Below are 14,159 nucleotides of genomic sequence, written 5' to 3' on the forward strand. Positions count from 1 at the left end.
AGAGGATTTTTTCGCATGACAAAGCGCCCATCCGGACGCGCCTGTGACGAAGGTCGCGCCATTTCCATTGAAACAGGCTTTGCCCGACATGCGGAAGGTTCAGCACTTATCCGGGTGGGTGGAACGGAAGTTCTGTGCACGGCGTCTCTCGAAAATCGTGTCCCGCCATTTTTGCGCAACAAGGGTCAGGGCTGGATTACGGCCGAGTATGGCATGCTTCCGCGCGCAACCCATCAGCGTGGCAACCGAGAAGCATCCAAGGGCAAGCAGTCTGGCCGGACGCAGGAAATCCAGCGCCTGATTGCAAGATCCCTGCGGGCCTGCGTGAATCTGAAGAAGCTGGGAGAACGGACCATCACGCTGGACTGTGATGTGCTGAACGCTGATGGCGGGACACGCTGCGCTTCCATTACCGGCGCCTGGGTTGCTCTCTCCATGGCTCTGAAAAAAGCCAATCTGTCCTCAGTCATGACAGCACAAATTGCGGCAGTCTCCTGCGGCCTGACCTCTGCTGGCGCCGTGCTGGACCTGGATTACGTGGAAGACAGTGCCGCTCAGGCCGACACGAACTTTGTTCTTACCGCAGAGGGTGGCATCGTCGAAATTCAGGGGACGGCGGAAACGTCCCCCTTTCAGGAAACCGAGTTTTTTGAACTGCTGCGTCTGGCCAAGCTGGGCACCGCCTCCCTCTTTAAAGCTCAGATTTCCGCACTGGAGACTTTGTAATGCGTCGCCTGTCCCGTGGGTCAAAAATTGTTCTGGCAAGCCACAATGCCGGGAAACTGCGTGAATTCTCCAGCCTGCTTGCAGAAAGCGGCATCACTGTTGTGTCTGCAGGGGAGCTGAATCTGCCAGAACCGGACGAAACGGCAGACACATTTACGGGCAATGCTGAAATCAAGGCTCTGGCGGCGGCCCGTGCATCTGGTTTGCCAGCCCTGGCGGATGATTCCGGCTTTTGCGTCTCGGCACTCGGCGGCCAGCCCGGCGTTTATTCGGCACGATGGGGCGGCCCTGCAAAAGACATGACCGTTGCCATGGAGCGTGTGCATCGCGAAATGGGTGAAACGTCAGACCACGCAGCATCGTTTGTGGCGGCGCTCTGCCTAGCATGGCCAGACGGCGAAACACATTGCGTGGTTGGGGAATGCCATGGCCAGACAGTCTGGCCTCCCCGTGGGGATCATGGCCACGGCTATGACCCGATGTTTGCACCCGAAGGCGAAAGCCTGACCTTCGCAGAAATGGGCGAGCACGAGAAAAACGCGATCAGTCACCGTGGCCGCGCGCTCACCCTTTTCCTTACTGAATGTGTGGAAGACTGAGCTCTACGTTCGGCGAACAGGAGAGCGGCGGACTCTCCTGTTCCAGGTGATAGGGCCCTTTTGAACAGACCTCCACAGACAGCATGCCCGTCTCCTTGCCCAGAACATTTTCGAGTTCCAGGTGAGCACGCCCCTCTGTCCAGCGGGCATCATCGCCTTCGCTCGACGCCCATCCCATACTTTCAGGAAATGTAAGATGTGATGTGAGACGGTGAGCCCCTCTGACGGCGTAAAGAGTGATGTCCCTGATCAGGACCCCACGCTCTTCGCTGGGGCAAGACTGACTGTGCCTGCGAGAGAGAAGCCAGAGTGATTTTATGGGGGTGGAAAGAATAAAAAGGGCATGACTTCCCTGCCAGCGGGCTGGATGGATGAGATATCCATCATCACAAGCAAGGTGAAGGCCGGGATCGTTTGTAAGGTAGTCAAAAGAGGACATGCGTTTTCCTGCCGTATGCAGTGATTTTATTGTCCATCATCGAGCACGCACTTTCCCGACCATGGACAGCTCCATGAAGCAGACTGCAGTCTCTCATCCACACTACATTCCCGCCCGCTTCATAGAAATATTATGTCATAAACAGATCTGGTAACAGTATAAAATCAGACTTCTGCAGAGAAAAACGGCTCGATAGATACTTTGTCGAAATGATATGCGTCAGGATGCACTCCCGTCAGAGCCCCTGATGCCTAACAACAGGCCCGTGACTGACGAGAATACCCCGCTGCCACACCTGATCTACCTGATCGATATCCGCGATGGTTTGGTCTGGGGCGCCACGAACGATCAGAAGATCTGCCCGCTTCCCTGTTTTCAGAACGCCACGATCTTCAAGCTCAAGCAGTTCAGCGGCATTTCCAGTCGCCAGATGAATGGCTTCAAGTGGTGTCAGACCAGCTTCCACGGTCAAGGCAAGTTCGCGATGTTCCGCAAACCCCGGCAAACGCGTCGGAGCAGCGCCTGAGTCTGTTCCAAAACCCACTTTCACACCTGCCCGATAAAGCGTCAGAAGGTTCTTCTGATTAATCGCAAGCGCGGTGTGCGAAGCCGCGACAAGCGGCTTGGAAAGTGTCTGTTTACGCCAGTCTGCATCTGAGAGCTGAGCCATCAGGGCAGGATCGATGGCGGCTGCCACGAAGGGAACGTTCAGAAGCTCCGGATGCTCTGCAAAAAGGTAATTCGCCTCGTCCAAGCCCAGAGTAGCGATGTACCAAACACCATGGGCCTTTATGGCGTCGATCAAAGCCTGATCAACCGGCTGATCCCGCACACCATGCGCGAGGATATTGGCCCCAGCATCCACGACAGCTTTGGCAATATCCAGATCATGAATATGGACCGCCACGCGCGTATTGTGCTGATGGGCTTCGTCTATGACCGCCCGGTAAATGTCAGGAGACATCTTTGGAAGCGTCTTGCCATTCGGCACACCGTTCCGGAAATCATCCACCCAGAGTTTCACGAGATCCGTATGTTCCGCGACCATACGGTCTACGTCCTGACGCGCCTCCTGCGGCGTGGTCGGACGATAAACCTGATCCGGGCCTAACCCTTTGACCATGGCCGATGGCGGTGCACCATTGGGAGCACCAATGCCCTGATCGACGCCAAACAGATCCGCACCTGGATTTTTACCCGCGTGCTGTTCCCGCCGCAGATCATCGAAGAGCGGCGATCGGTTTAGGCCAAGCGCTGTAACGGTAAGGACGCCGTAATCACTGTACTGTTTCAGAGCCGCCAGAATATTGGCTCGGGTATAGTTCTCGTTGCTGCCAGACGTTCCCTTGATGATACCGACATGGCTGTGGTCGCTGATCAGAGCGGGCAACAGGGTTTTGCCACTGAGATCGACATGTTCGGCTCCTGATGGGGCCGGATCACCAATAGAGACAATTCGCCCATCGTTAATGACGACTGTAACGTTTTCACGAACAGGGTCCCCTGTTCCGTCGATCAGACGGGCATGATCGAATGCTACAGGTTCTGCCTGCGCGGTGCAGGCCATCAACGTCGCCGGAGCGGCCAGCAAAAGCCCAGCGAAAGCAGAACGAAGTGTCATGATGGAATTTCCCCTCAGCAGCATTCAGGCTAAGGGGAAACGTTCTGTCATGCAGAAAAGACCAATACAGTCTCGCGATTGTGAAAAGACCCTTGGAACTTTTAGCCTTCGAGAGACTGAAGCTCGAACAGGCGGCGGTAAATACCGCCCTCCTGAGCTACCAACTCGGCATGAGTGCCATCTTCCTTCAACTCACCCCGACTGAAGACAAGAATCCGATCCAGCTCCATCACCGTGGAAAGACGATGGGCCACCACGATGACGGTGCGGTTCTGCATCAGGCGGCGCATTGCCTCCTGCACCAGGGATTCAGATTCTGAATCCAGACTGGATGTTGCTTCATCGAAAATAAGGATGGGTGCATCTGCAAGGAATGCCCGGGCAATCGCGACACGCTGACGCTCACCGCCCGAGAGCTTGACCCCGCGTTCACCGACCATCGTGTTGTAGCCTTCCGGCAGACGCTCAATAAAGGCTGCTGCGTTGGCCTGACGCGCTGCTTCCTTGATGTCTTCGATGGATGCCGAAGGCCGGGCATAGGCGATATTCTCAGCCAGTGTGCGGTGAAACAGCACGGGTTCCTGTGGAACAATGGCAATGTGCGACCGCAGGGAATCCTGCGTGACATGCGCGATGTCCTGACCATCAACCGTGATGCGCCCACTGTTCACATCATACAGGCGTTGCAGAAGCTTCGTGAGGGTCGTCTTTCCAGACCCACTCGGCCCCACGAGGGCCACACGTGATCCCGGCGCGATATCGATCGTGAGGTCCTGATAAAGAGGTTTGTCCTGGCCCGGATACTGGAAGGTCACGTGCTCGAAGTGAACTTCACCCTTCGTAAACCGTGCAGGCTGGGCATCTGGTGCATCCTGAATAGCTGAATCCCGGCGGAAGATGGCGATCAGCTCTTCCATCTCATTGACGGAACGCTGCACCTGACTGACCTGCTGGCCAAGATCCCGAAGGTATCCCTGCACAAGAAACATCATTGTCAGAACGTATGCGACGTCACCCGGACCGGCCTTGCCCTGCCACCACAGCATGACGGCAAGCCCAATCATGAGCATCCGCATCACGAGAGAGGCCAGCGCCTGAATATTGGCGCTATTGGTGCCGCGCAGCCATGTCCTCAGGGTACGTCCGCGCCAGCCTTCGACGATGGTGTCCAGCCGCTGCTCTTCCCGCTTTTCAGAGCCGAACGCTTTGACAACCGGATTGCAGGTGACGGAATCCGCGATCGCTGCACCCATTTTCGTGTCCCATTCATTGGATGCACGGGCACTGGGCGCAACGTAACGAAGCGTCAGGATAATTGAGAGCCAGGCAAACAGCACCACCGAAACCGCAAGGACTGATCCCATCAGGGGAGAACGGAACATGAGGACGGCCGTAGTGCCACCGAGCACCAGAACCTCTGGCCCGATCATTAGCAGCAGGGTGTCGTCCAGTGTGTCGATAGCCCACATGCCTCGGGTTAGACGGCGAACCGTCGACCCGGCAAAGGTATTGGCATGCCAGTCCGTTGAGAATCGCTGCACGCGGGCAAAGGCCTGATTGAGGACCTTGTGCATGATTGCCAGCGTCAGATGTGAAATCCCGACAAAAGACGACCGACGACCGAACAGCCCAATCAAGCCAAGCGCAATCAATCCCCCCACCATGAGGAACGCATCATTACGCAGGCTCAGAAGCTCATCGGTTTTCGGGATGGTTGGTCCGGCAGCATGTTTGGAAATATCCGAGACGAGGCGACCAGCCAGAATCGGTGTGACGACGTCTGCCAGTGTGGCGAGCGCCACACCAGAGAGTGTCCAGGCCAGCAGCGCTGGATGTGCCAGCCAGCGGCGGCAGACAAAGGACAGGACTTCTGTAAAGGAAACGTCGATTTTCCGGCCTTCCTGTTTCTGGCCGGTGAGTTGCTTAGAAGTATCGGACACGAAGAGCTCCGCCGTCTTGTCCCTCAAGGACAACGGCCTGATGGCATGAAATTTTCAGATGTTTCGCGTATCTTGCCGGACAGTCCGGATCAGACGCAACAGCCCGCGCGGAGTTTCAGCCATGACAGACGCCCCCAGACCCATGAGCAAGGCCGCGGCCAAGGCTTTCATTACCGCTCTGGCCGAAGCCAACCCAGATGCGGAAAGTGAACTGATCTTCCGCAATACGTTCGAGCTTCTGGTAAGCGTGGTTCTGTCGGCTCAGGCCACGGACAAGTCCGTCAACAAAGCGACCAAGGGGCTGTTTGAACACGCGCCCGATCCGAAAAGCATGGCGGAACTTGGGGAAGCCGGGATCGCGCAGTACATCAAGACGATCGGTTTATGGCGGGCCAAGGCGCATAACGTGGCCCTGCTGTGCGAGCAGCTTCTGGAACGACATGGCGGGGAAGTCCCCGCTGACCGCAAGTCTCTTGAGGCGCTGGCTGGTGTCGGGCGGAAGACCGCCAATGTGGTGATGAATGTTGCGTTTGGGGCCGATACCATGGCGGTTGATACGCATATTTTTCGCATCGGGAACCGGACCGGGCTGGCTCCGGGGAAAACAACCCGGCAGGTTGAGGATGGTCTGGTAGCGCGCATTCCCAAGGATATGCTGCGGCCAGCCCATCACTGGCTGATCCTGCATGGGCGTTATGTTTGTAAGGCCCGTGCGCCTGAATGCTGGCGCTGCCCGGCAACACAATGGTGTCTGTATCCGGACAAGCGTCTCACCCCGCCCCGTACAAAAGAAGCTGCCTGATTGAAACTACTCTGCCTCAGCCAAGGGCAGATTGGGCATTCCGTGTGAGCCTATGGCAGGAACCCAGGGGCGGCTCCCACGCCAGCTCCGATCCGAGATAAGTTCTGGACCGCCTCGATGGAGAAAGACCGCATAGGCGCCATTTCTCCAGACCGAAAAGCGGTCAATAAACGGAACTCCTGGGCAGGCATTACGGGCCGGGGATGCACTCACAAACAGACGAATTCCCTGACAGTCCTGCTCAGACGGCAAACGAACACCATCCAGGCTATCTTTAGCCCGCAGCAGCACCGTCTGGCCTTTGAGTGAGACACGGCAGAGACCCATCATGCAGTCAGGTGGCAGGGAGCCTGTTGGCAGAGCCAGCGCCCGTTCCCAGTCCTGAAGTGCTAGGTTTTCGAGACTGCCATGAGGACCAACCATCAGAACGCCGTCGTCCCTCAAGGCAAGCAACCCTGCATCAGCGGAAACCAGAAGGTCCGGATGAGGCGCCATCCAGATGGAGAGAATTCCCACACCAATAGGCCCTAATCCAACGAGGCGCGGCCACCTCTTCCAGAGGCACAACCAGCACAGCCCGAGAAGCAAGGCAGCAAGCCCCCAGCCTGGCATGGCTGGAACAGGTGCGTAAGCAAATGGGAACATCGCAACGGTGTGCGCGATGATCTGAATAATCCGGATGCCCCACCCCATGACGATGAGCGGAAGACCTGCGGCATGCAGTGGCATCAGGAGCAGGGACAGGAGACCTGCGGGCATGATCCAAACGGCGGCCAAAGGAACGGCCAGCATGTTGGCGAGCACGAACCACGGCTGGAAGACACCAAAATGCGCCATGCTGACCGGCAGGGTCGCTAACCCCGCAAGAAGGCTGGTGAGGGACAAGGCAACCAGATGGGACAGGATGACGCGCACTGCCCCACCTTCACCTCGAAGGCGTGCAAGCGGTTCACGCAGAACTTCATACCCGGCGATCAGCCCCATCACGGCGGCAAAAGACATCTGAAAAGAAACGTCCAGAACGGAAACCGGAGAAACAAGCAGGATAACGAGCGCAATCAGGGCAAGTGAGCGTATGGACAGTGCGCGCCGCCCTGTAACAAGAGCCAGCGTGACCAGTGCCGCCATGCCGAGCGCGCGGACGCTGGGCAGATGAGCCCCCGTCAACAGGACATATCCGATACCCGCAAAAAATCCTGAAACTGCTGCGATTTCTCGACAGGGCCAATACAGAGCCAGACGCTCGAAGGCGGTCAGCAACGCGCGAACAGAAACCGTGACGACAGCCATGACCAACCCAAGATGCAGTCCGGCGACCGCCAGAAGATGCGCCAGCCCGGAGGCAGCGAATTCCTGACGGGTGGAGGCATCAATCCCGCCCGCCTCTCCTGCGAGCAGCGTCGCGGCGATGCCGCCGGTCTGGCCGGGGAGCACGCTTTCGATGCGCGCTTCTATGGCTTCTCTCAGTCCCTCCAGGCCTGCCGTCGCGTTTGCACTGTCCACGTGCTGGAGTGTGCCCAAAGCATACCCACTCCCTGCTGAGCCAGAGAACCAGGCTTCGCGTTGCAGATCGCGGCCGCCCGGCCACGACGGAGCCGAAGGAGAGCGCAACATTGTCCTGATCTGGACGGTACTGCCCGGTAATGAGGATGCCGGATCATCATCACGGAGTTTCAAACGCAACGTACGTTTGAGAGGCGCCATTCCTGCATCGACGGGCGTATCGAACTTTGCGTGCGCCAGAACAATCCGTCTCCCGCCTTCATCGCTGCCTGGCCTGGGAGGCAGTGTCTCTAGCGCGATAACCTGCCCTGTTACGACAGAGGCTCGCGTTGGCAGAGACGGCATGGGCGGCTGTCGGCGTGTCTGCCATGAGGCGTCCAGAAAGCCGATCAAAAACCCTGAAAGTACCAGGAATAGAGACAGTAAGGTTGGACGCTTTCGCCAGAACCAGACGGCCACCGCTACGCAGCCCGAAATACCGGATGCAGGCCAAAGAGGGGGCTCGAAGCGGAGTGTCAGATACGTGAGGGCCCCCAACGCAACCGCGACAGGGAGCCAGCAGAACAGCCGCCGCCCCTGCTCTGCCAATATCCTCTCCATCAGCGACGGACGAAAGCCACCACTGACTGGCGCGTCCAGAGAGGTTTCAAACTCATCAAGCAACAGAGTATCGGCAAGAGATATCGGACGGGTCACGGGAAGAGCGTAACGGATTTTAGTCCATCACGCTCTGCCGTAATTCCTGTGCCCGTCAGTTATGAAGGTGCAGCGCGCTTCTGAGACCCGCAGCGTCCCGTTCCAGCTCAAAACCCGCGCTTCCTGGCTGGAAGAGACGAGCGCTGGCGAGCCCTCCCGTCACGACAGGGTCGAAACCGGCCGCCTCAACCAGATCCTTGACCTTGAGCACCGCCGCCGTGTCATCACCCGCGATTGGTACGGCGAGACGTGGGTCTGGCCGGTGTGCTTCAGCACGCAGGCTGGTCATGTCGATGGAATTAAAAACCCGTACGACATGCGCAGAGGGAAAATATCGCTGCGTGGTGATGCCTGCACCATCTCTGAGAGCAACATCAGCAATCCATCCGTCGCGACCCACATAGGGATTGGCAGGGTCAATTATGACCTTGTCGGTCAATGTCCGGTTCAGATCGCGCCCGAGAGCAGGTATCGCGCCATACGGCACGGCAAGCACCACGACTTTGCCGAAAGCAGCAGCCTGAAGGGGCGTGCCGGCAGACGCCAGTGGCCCGAGCGTCTGCGCCAGAGCTTGGGCGTCCGCAATATTACGGGCGGAAAGCATGACACAGTAACCCGCCTGTACCCACAGGGCTGCCAGCGTTCTGCCAACCTGCCCGGAACCAATAATACCGATTCTTGGGAGTTCACGCTTCGATTCGGCCATTGCTGCGCTGCCAACGGCAGCCAGTCCGGCAACAGCGGCAAGGAAAGGGCGTCTGCGGAGAGGAAAATTCTTCATGAAGGGTGCCATTCTCGGGACAGAGAACCGCCCTTACCCTGGACGGGGTCGATCGAAGGGAAAGTCAGCGCGTTGATCCGAGCCAGTTGCTCCGCAGACGGCGCGCTCCGCAGAATGTCGAAAGACTGGCTCGGCGGATAAGCCCCGATGACTGTGAAATCGTCTGTAGAGCCCACGTTACAGTGACCGGTTCCTGCCGGGAGCAGTGCAACATCGCCACCGCGAACTTCGACTTCCCGCCCTTCAGGGCCACCAAGAATCAATCGGGCAGAACCGTTAGAGAACCCCAGAACCTCATGGCCCAGACTGTGATAGTGATGGAAGGAATAAACCCCGTTCCGCCACCGCGCAGGCCACCCGTTCTGACCGAACAGGTGTTCATAGACATCTTCACGGCCCACGCCGCTCTCGAGCACATTCCGATAGAGAATGACGGGTAGATGCTGGTTGTTGGGCACCCATCCATTGGAGCGGAGCATGAAGGTCTCAACCCGTGCGGAAGACGCAGCGGCCTTCCGGATGCGGCCACTCCCCAGAGTCAGCCCGACCCCCGTCAGCATGGCGTTGAAATCTCGCCTGTCCATGTTCACCCCCAGTGGAAATACTGAAGACAGGATAGGGAACGCATCGTTGGTGCAGGAAATCACACACGCTTGAAAAACCGGGTTTTTCTTCATGTAACGGCCTTGTGACACTTAAAGGCAACACATTGCAAAAGAGTGACACACTTTATGGTCGAACGATGCGGATGGCCCGTGCCGCATGACCATGATATGAGAGCCGCATGACCATCCGTACGCGCTTTGCACCCTCCCCTACGGGCCTGCTGCATGTTGGTAATGCCAGGGCTGCTCTGTTCAATTTCCTCTTCGCACGCCATCACGGTGGCGAATTCCTGTTGCGGATTGAGGACACTGACAAGGAACGTTCCACGCAACGTGCTGTGGACGTCATCTTTGACGGCCTTGCCTGGATGGGAATTACGGCCGATGCCGAACCCGTTTTCCAGTCAGCCCGTCAGGACCGCCATACGGAAGTCGCTCTTGAGCTTCTGGCCAAAGGCGAAGCCTACAAGTGCTATTGCACGCCAGAAGAACTGACGGCCATGCGCGAGAAGGCCATGGCCGAGAAGCGTCCGCCCCGTTATGACGGCACCTGGCGTGACCGTGATCCGTCCGAAGCGCCGGAAGGTGCGCCTTATGTGATTCGCCTGAAGGCACCACGTGAGGGCGAGACCGTCATCAAGGATCTGGTGCAGGGCGAAGTCCGCGTTGCGAACGTGGAAATGGATGATCTGATCATCCTGCGTTCCGACGGCACGCCGACCTACCTGCACGCCGTGGTCTGTGATGACCATGACATGGAGATCACCCATGTCATGCGCGGTGATGACCATCTGACGAACACCTTCCGTCAAGCCATGATCTATCGCGCAATGGGCTGGGATCTGCCTCACTTCGCTCACCTGCCGCTCATTCACGGTCCGGATGGCGCCAAGCTGTCCAAGCGTCACGGCGCGCAGTCCGTCGTAGATTTCCGCGAGGAAGGGTATCTGCCGGAAGCCCTGTGCAACTACCTGCTCCGTCTGGGCTGGGGTCATGGTGATGCTGAGGTTCTGTCCCGTGAAGAGCAGATCAAGCTGTTCGATCTGGATGGCGTCGGTCGTTCCCCGTCCCGTATGGATTATGTGAAGCTGGCACACCTCAATGGTGTCTGGATGCGTCAGGCTGACGATGAGCGTCTCACAAACGATGTTCTGGAGCGTCTGCAAGGTCGTGAAGGCGTTGTTGCTGATGACCGCACGCGTGCCCGTGTTCTGGCCATGATGTCCGGCCTTAAGGAACGCGCCAAGACGCTGGTCGAACTGACGGAGAACGCAGCCTTCGCAGGCTTCACACTTCCGCTGACCTTTACGCCCAAGGCTGAGAAGCTGCTGGACGAGAACGGTCGCAAGGTTCTTGAAGGCGTCGGGCATGATCTGGCAGCTCTGCCGGATTTCACAGCGGAAGCCATCGATGGTGCCCTTCGCGCTTATGCCGAGAAGAACGAGTTGAAGCTTGGGTCCGTAGCTCAGCCGCTCCGGGCAGCAATGACAGGATCCACCACCTCCCCAGGCATTGACCTGACGCTGGCGGCTCTTGGCCGTGACGAGGTTCTGGCCCGCATTGCGAGTGTGCTCAGTGCCTGAGCGGCCATCCGTCCCCCGGCATCTGCTGGGAATCGAGGGGCTAACAGCGGGGCAAATTGCTCCGTTCCTCGATCTGGCGGAGAGCTATGCACTCCTGAGCCGTTCCCGTTCCGCACCACGGGATGCGTTACGGGGCCGGACAGTCATCAATCTGTTCTTCGAAGACAGCACCCGTACCCGCACCAGTTTTGAGCTGGCAGGCAAACGCCTTGGCGCAGACGTCATCAACATGACGGTTGCGACCAGCTCGGTGAACAAGGGTGAAACACTGCTGGATACGGCATCCACGCTGAATGCCATGCGCTGCGATCTTCTGGTCGTGCGTCATGGCCAGTCCGGTGCACCGGCCCTACTATCCCAGAAGGTCGAAGCCAGCGTGGTGAATGCTGGGGATGGCACGCATGAACATCCAACTCAGGCTTTATTGGATGCTCTGACCATCCGTCGTCATTTCGGGCGGCTGGAAGGTCTGACCATTGCGATCTGCGGAGATGTGGGTCACAGCCGGGTCGCGCGATCCAATATCCATCTCCTGACCGCAATGGGAAATACGATCCGCCTGGTTGGACCGCCAACGCTTCTACCGTCCGCCATGGCAGAGCTTGGGAACGTCACGCTGTACTCGGACATGGACGAGGCCCTGAAAGGCGCAGACGTCGTCATGTCCCTGCGGCTTCAGAAAGAGCGCATGGGCGCCGGTCTCGTACCAAGCTCGCGCGAATATTTCCGCTTTTTCGGTCTGGATAGCCGCCGACTGGCACTGGCCAACCCGGGCGCGCTGGTCATGCATCCCGGCCCCATGAACCGAGGTGTCGAGATTGCCTCAGATGTAGCAGATTCGGACCAGAGCGTGATTGCCGAACAGGTAGAAATGGGTGTGGCGGTGCGTATGGCTGTTCTTGATCGCCTGTCACGCGCACGGATGCCCTCATGACGATTACTGTTTTTGAAAATGTCCGTCTGGTCGATCCAGCATCTGGCCGAGATGGCATCGGACGCCTGACGGTTGAAGACGGCCGCATCGCCGCTATCGACAGCCCCGAGACGCCAGAAGGCGCGCGCGTGATTGATGGTCAGGGTGCAGTTCTGTGCCCTGGGCTTGTGGATATGCGTGTTGCCTTGGGTGAACCGGGCTTTGAGTATCGTGAAAGCGTCAAGTCAGGTGCGCGGGCTGCCGTGGCGGGTGGGATTACCACCATGGCCGTTCTGCCCAACACGTCTCCGGCAATCGACAATCCGGCGCTGGTGCATCTTCTGAAGGTGCGCGGCGAAGAGACGGGTATGGTCTCTATTCACCCTTATGGCGCGCTGACGCGTGGCTGCGAGGGCGGAGACATGGCGGAGCTGGGTCTGTTGCAGGACGCAGGCGCCGTGGCGTTCACGGATGGCACGCGTGCCATCACAGACGCCAAGCAGATGCGCAATCTGCTGTCCTATTCCCGCTTCCTTGACGCGCTGGTTGTGCAGCACCCGGAAGAGCCTTCGCTCGCCAAGGGCGCCTGCGCGACGGCAAGTGCGCTGGCGGTCCGTTTGGGTCTACCGCAGGTTCCGGCCGCGGCTGAGGCGATCATGATTGCCCGCGATCTTCGTTTGGCCGAGATGACTGGGGCGAGACTGCATTTCGCGCACGTCTCTACGGCCGAAGGGCTGGATCTGATCCGAACAGCCAAAACACGTGGCGTCAAAGTAACATGTGACACAGCGCCCCCTTATTTCGCCATGACGGAAGAAGACATTGGGGACTTCCGTACCTACGCGAAATTCTCTCCACCGCTGCGTGCAGAATCAGACAGGGCAGCAGTTTGTGCGGCCCTTGCTGATGGTACGATTGATGCCGTGGCATCTGATCACGCCCCGGCAGATGCGGACGACAAACGTCTTCCATTCGCGCAGGCGCGTGCAGGTGGGACAGGTCTTGTCACGCTTTTGGGTGTGACACTGGGCGCAGGGCTGCCTCTGATGGATGCCCTGCGTCTTGTCACCTGTGCTCCTGCCGCTCTTCTGGGCATTTCGGCGGGAACACTGGCAATTGGTCAGGATGCCGATCTCTGCCTGTTCGACCCTGATGCTGTTTGGGAAGTGACGGCTGGCGAACTACCGGGCCGGGCCCAAAATACGCCATTTGATGGTCAGAAGCTGACAGGACGAGTCCTGCGGACCTTCCGACGAGGCCGCGAGGTCTTCACGGCTGAGGGCTTGGCATGACGCTGTCACATCCCAACCTGCTGCTTGTCGCCACAGTCGCGTATGTTATCGGGAGCATCCCGTTCGGGCTGATTTTAACGGCTTTCGGCGGCGGCGGAGACATTCGCCAGATTGGTTCCGGGAATATCGGCGCCACCAATGTCCTGCGGACTGGTCGCAAGGGCTTGGCCGCGGCCACCCTTCTTTTAGATGCTCTCAAAGGGGCGCTGGCAGTCTTTCTGGCGCTTCGGTTCGGTGGTGGCCCGCCGTCACTCGCCATGGCCGTAGCGGCAGTCTCGGTGGTGGTCGGGCACTGTTTCCCCGTCTGGCTGGGATTCAGGGGCGGTAAGGGCGTTGCCACGGGACTCGGGACAATCTGGGTTTTGTGCTGGCCTGTTGGTGTGGCGTGCTGCGTGGTCTGGCTCGCCGTAGCGCGGATAAGCCGGATCTCGTCGGCTGGAGCGCTTTCAGCATTTCTTGTCGCGCCGATTTTGATGGTTGTCGTGCTGGGCCGGGGTGCCAGTTCTCCCATTCCTGTCGCGACCTTTCTCATCGCCCTCCTGATTTGGGTGCGACACTATAGCAATATAGTCCGTCTGCTGACGGGCAACGAACCTCGGGTGAACGTCAAGACAAAATCATCCTGATTTTAGGCAACTGTTAATGAAATTCGGATAGGA

Annotated in this window: 13 protein-coding genes; 7 read left to right on the forward strand and 6 right to left on the reverse strand. The window is 58.4% G+C overall.

All coding sequences use genetic code 11. From position 1 onward, the window contains the following. The first annotated feature begins 15 nt into the window (after positions 1 to 15). Together rph and rdgB are read left to right on the forward strand one after the other, a co-directional pair. Positions 16 to 726 carry a ribonuclease PH gene (rph, locus tag M2305_RS05340; RefSeq protein WP_264648775.1) on the forward strand — a complete coding sequence of 237 codons (711 nt, stop codon included), beginning with the start codon at positions 16 to 18 and terminating at the stop codon, positions 724 to 726. After that, a complete protein-coding gene (gene rdgB / locus M2305_RS05345) occupies positions 726 to 1,325 on the forward strand; it encodes an RdgB/HAM1 family non-canonical purine NTP pyrophosphatase (RefSeq protein WP_264648776.1) in 600 nt (199 codons plus the stop codon). Before rph ends, rdgB begins: the two co-directional genes overlap by 1 nt. On the opposite strand, the gene M2305_RS05350 is transcribed toward rdgB, so the two are convergent. From M2305_RS05350 to M2305_RS05360, 3 genes are all read right to left on the reverse strand, one after another. Beyond that, a complete protein-coding gene (locus M2305_RS05350) occupies positions 1,303 to 1,764 on the reverse strand; it encodes a hypothetical protein (protein ID WP_211497159.1) in 462 nt (153 codons plus the stop codon). The genes rdgB and M2305_RS05350 overlap by 23 nt on opposite strands. 235 nt (positions 1,765 to 1,999) lie before the next feature. Continuing rightward, positions 2,000 to 3,385 carry an amidohydrolase family protein gene (locus M2305_RS05355; protein WP_264648777.1) on the reverse strand — a complete coding sequence of 462 codons (1,386 nt, stop codon included), beginning with the start codon at positions 3,383 to 3,385 and terminating at the stop codon, positions 2,000 to 2,002. Positions 3,386 to 3,486: 101 nt separating this feature from the next. Beyond that, positions 3,487 to 5,325: an ABC transporter ATP-binding protein gene (locus M2305_RS05360; RefSeq protein WP_264648778.1), complete on the reverse strand. Its 1,839-nt coding sequence runs from the start codon at positions 5,323 to 5,325 to the stop codon at positions 3,487 to 3,489. 121 nt (positions 5,326 to 5,446) lie between these two features. Here M2305_RS05360 and nth point away from each other — a divergent pair, with 121 nt between their 5' ends. Then, the gene (gene nth, locus M2305_RS05365; protein WP_197463201.1) at positions 5,447 to 6,127 is read left to right on the forward strand and encodes an endonuclease III; all 681 of its coding nucleotides are present in this window, start codon (positions 5,447 to 5,449) and stop codon (positions 6,125 to 6,127) included. A 6-nt stretch (positions 6,128 to 6,133) separates the two neighbouring features. Here nth and M2305_RS05370 read toward each other — a convergent pair whose 3' ends face one another. Genes M2305_RS05370 through M2305_RS05380 form a run of 3 tightly spaced genes read right to left on the reverse strand, consistent with a single transcriptional unit; the run spans position 6,134 to position 9,691 of the window. After that, the gene (locus tag M2305_RS05370; RefSeq protein ID WP_456306137.1) at positions 6,134 to 8,326 is read right to left on the reverse strand and encodes a ComEC/Rec2 family competence protein; all 2,193 of its coding nucleotides are present in this window, start codon (positions 8,324 to 8,326) and stop codon (positions 6,134 to 6,136) included. A 55-nt stretch (positions 8,327 to 8,381) separates the two neighbouring features. Next, on the reverse strand, positions 8,382 to 9,107 hold the full coding sequence (locus M2305_RS05375) for an NADPH-dependent F420 reductase (protein ID WP_211501481.1): 726 nt from the start codon (positions 9,105 to 9,107) through the stop codon (positions 8,382 to 8,384). Beyond that, positions 9,104 to 9,691: a hypothetical protein gene (locus tag M2305_RS05380; protein WP_064274299.1), complete on the reverse strand. Its 588-nt coding sequence runs from the start codon at positions 9,689 to 9,691 to the stop codon at positions 9,104 to 9,106. Before M2305_RS05380 ends, M2305_RS05375 begins: the two co-directional genes overlap by 4 nt. A 200-nt stretch (positions 9,692 to 9,891) precedes the next feature. Here M2305_RS05380 and gltX point away from each other — a divergent pair, with 200 nt between their 5' ends. From gltX to plsY, 4 genes are read left to right on the forward strand one after another with little or no spacing between them, the layout of a single operon-like run. Further along, the gene (gene gltX, locus M2305_RS05385) at positions 9,892 to 11,295 is read left to right on the forward strand and encodes a glutamate--tRNA ligase (protein WP_264648779.1); all 1,404 of its coding nucleotides are present in this window, start codon (positions 9,892 to 9,894) and stop codon (positions 11,293 to 11,295) included. Next, complete coding sequence (locus M2305_RS05390; RefSeq protein ID WP_046900251.1) at positions 11,288 to 12,229, forward strand: aspartate carbamoyltransferase catalytic subunit; 942 nt, start codon at positions 11,288 to 11,290, stop codon at positions 12,227 to 12,229. The genes gltX and M2305_RS05390 overlap by 8 nt, the downstream gene beginning before the upstream one ends. After that, on the forward strand, positions 12,226 to 13,500 hold the full coding sequence (locus M2305_RS05395; protein WP_264648780.1) for a dihydroorotase: 1,275 nt from the start codon (positions 12,226 to 12,228) through the stop codon (positions 13,498 to 13,500). Before M2305_RS05390 ends, M2305_RS05395 begins: the two co-directional genes overlap by 4 nt. Then, positions 13,497 to 14,126, forward strand: a complete 630-nt coding sequence (gene plsY, locus M2305_RS05400) for a glycerol-3-phosphate 1-O-acyltransferase PlsY (RefSeq protein WP_264648781.1) — start codon at positions 13,497 to 13,499, stop codon at positions 14,124 to 14,126. The genes M2305_RS05395 and plsY overlap by 4 nt, the downstream gene beginning before the upstream one ends. The last annotated feature ends 33 nt before the right edge of the window (positions 14,127 to 14,159 follow it).

Origin of the sequence: Gluconobacter cerinus (assembly GCF_025961355.1) — a bacterium.
GTDB classification, from domain to species: Bacteria; Pseudomonadota; Alphaproteobacteria; order Acetobacterales; family Acetobacteraceae; genus Gluconobacter; species Gluconobacter cerinus.

Excerpts from the sequence above, each read along its gene's own strand:
- M2305_RS05395 (WP_264648780.1), top strand. The coding sequence starts at position 12,226 with ATGACGATTACTGTTTTTGAAAATGTCCGTCTGGTCGATCCAGCATCT.
- nth (WP_197463201.1), top strand. The coding sequence starts at position 5,447 with ATGACAGACGCCCCCAGACCCATGAGCAAGGCCGCGGCCAAGGCTTTC.
- M2305_RS05375 (WP_211501481.1), bottom strand. The coding sequence starts at position 9,107 with ATGAAGAATTTTCCTCTCCGCAGACGCCCTTTCCTTGCCGCTGTTGCC.
- M2305_RS05380 (WP_064274299.1), bottom strand. The coding sequence starts at position 9,691 with ATGGACAGGCGAGATTTCAACGCCATGCTGACGGGGGTCGGGCTGACT.
- gltX (WP_264648779.1), top strand. The coding sequence starts at position 9,892 with ATGACCATCCGTACGCGCTTTGCACCCTCCCCTACGGGCCTGCTGCAT.
- M2305_RS05350 (WP_211497159.1), bottom strand. The coding sequence starts at position 1,764 with ATGTCCTCTTTTGACTACCTTACAAACGATCCCGGCCTTCACCTTGCT.
- rph (WP_264648775.1), top strand. The coding sequence starts at position 16 with ATGACAAAGCGCCCATCCGGACGCGCCTGTGACGAAGGTCGCGCCATT.
- rdgB (WP_264648776.1), top strand. The coding sequence starts at position 726 with ATGCGTCGCCTGTCCCGTGGGTCAAAAATTGTTCTGGCAAGCCACAAT.
- plsY (WP_264648781.1), top strand. The coding sequence starts at position 13,497 with ATGACGCTGTCACATCCCAACCTGCTGCTTGTCGCCACAGTCGCGTAT.
- M2305_RS05355 (WP_264648777.1), bottom strand. The coding sequence starts at position 3,385 with ATGACACTTCGTTCTGCTTTCGCTGGGCTTTTGCTGGCCGCTCCGGCG.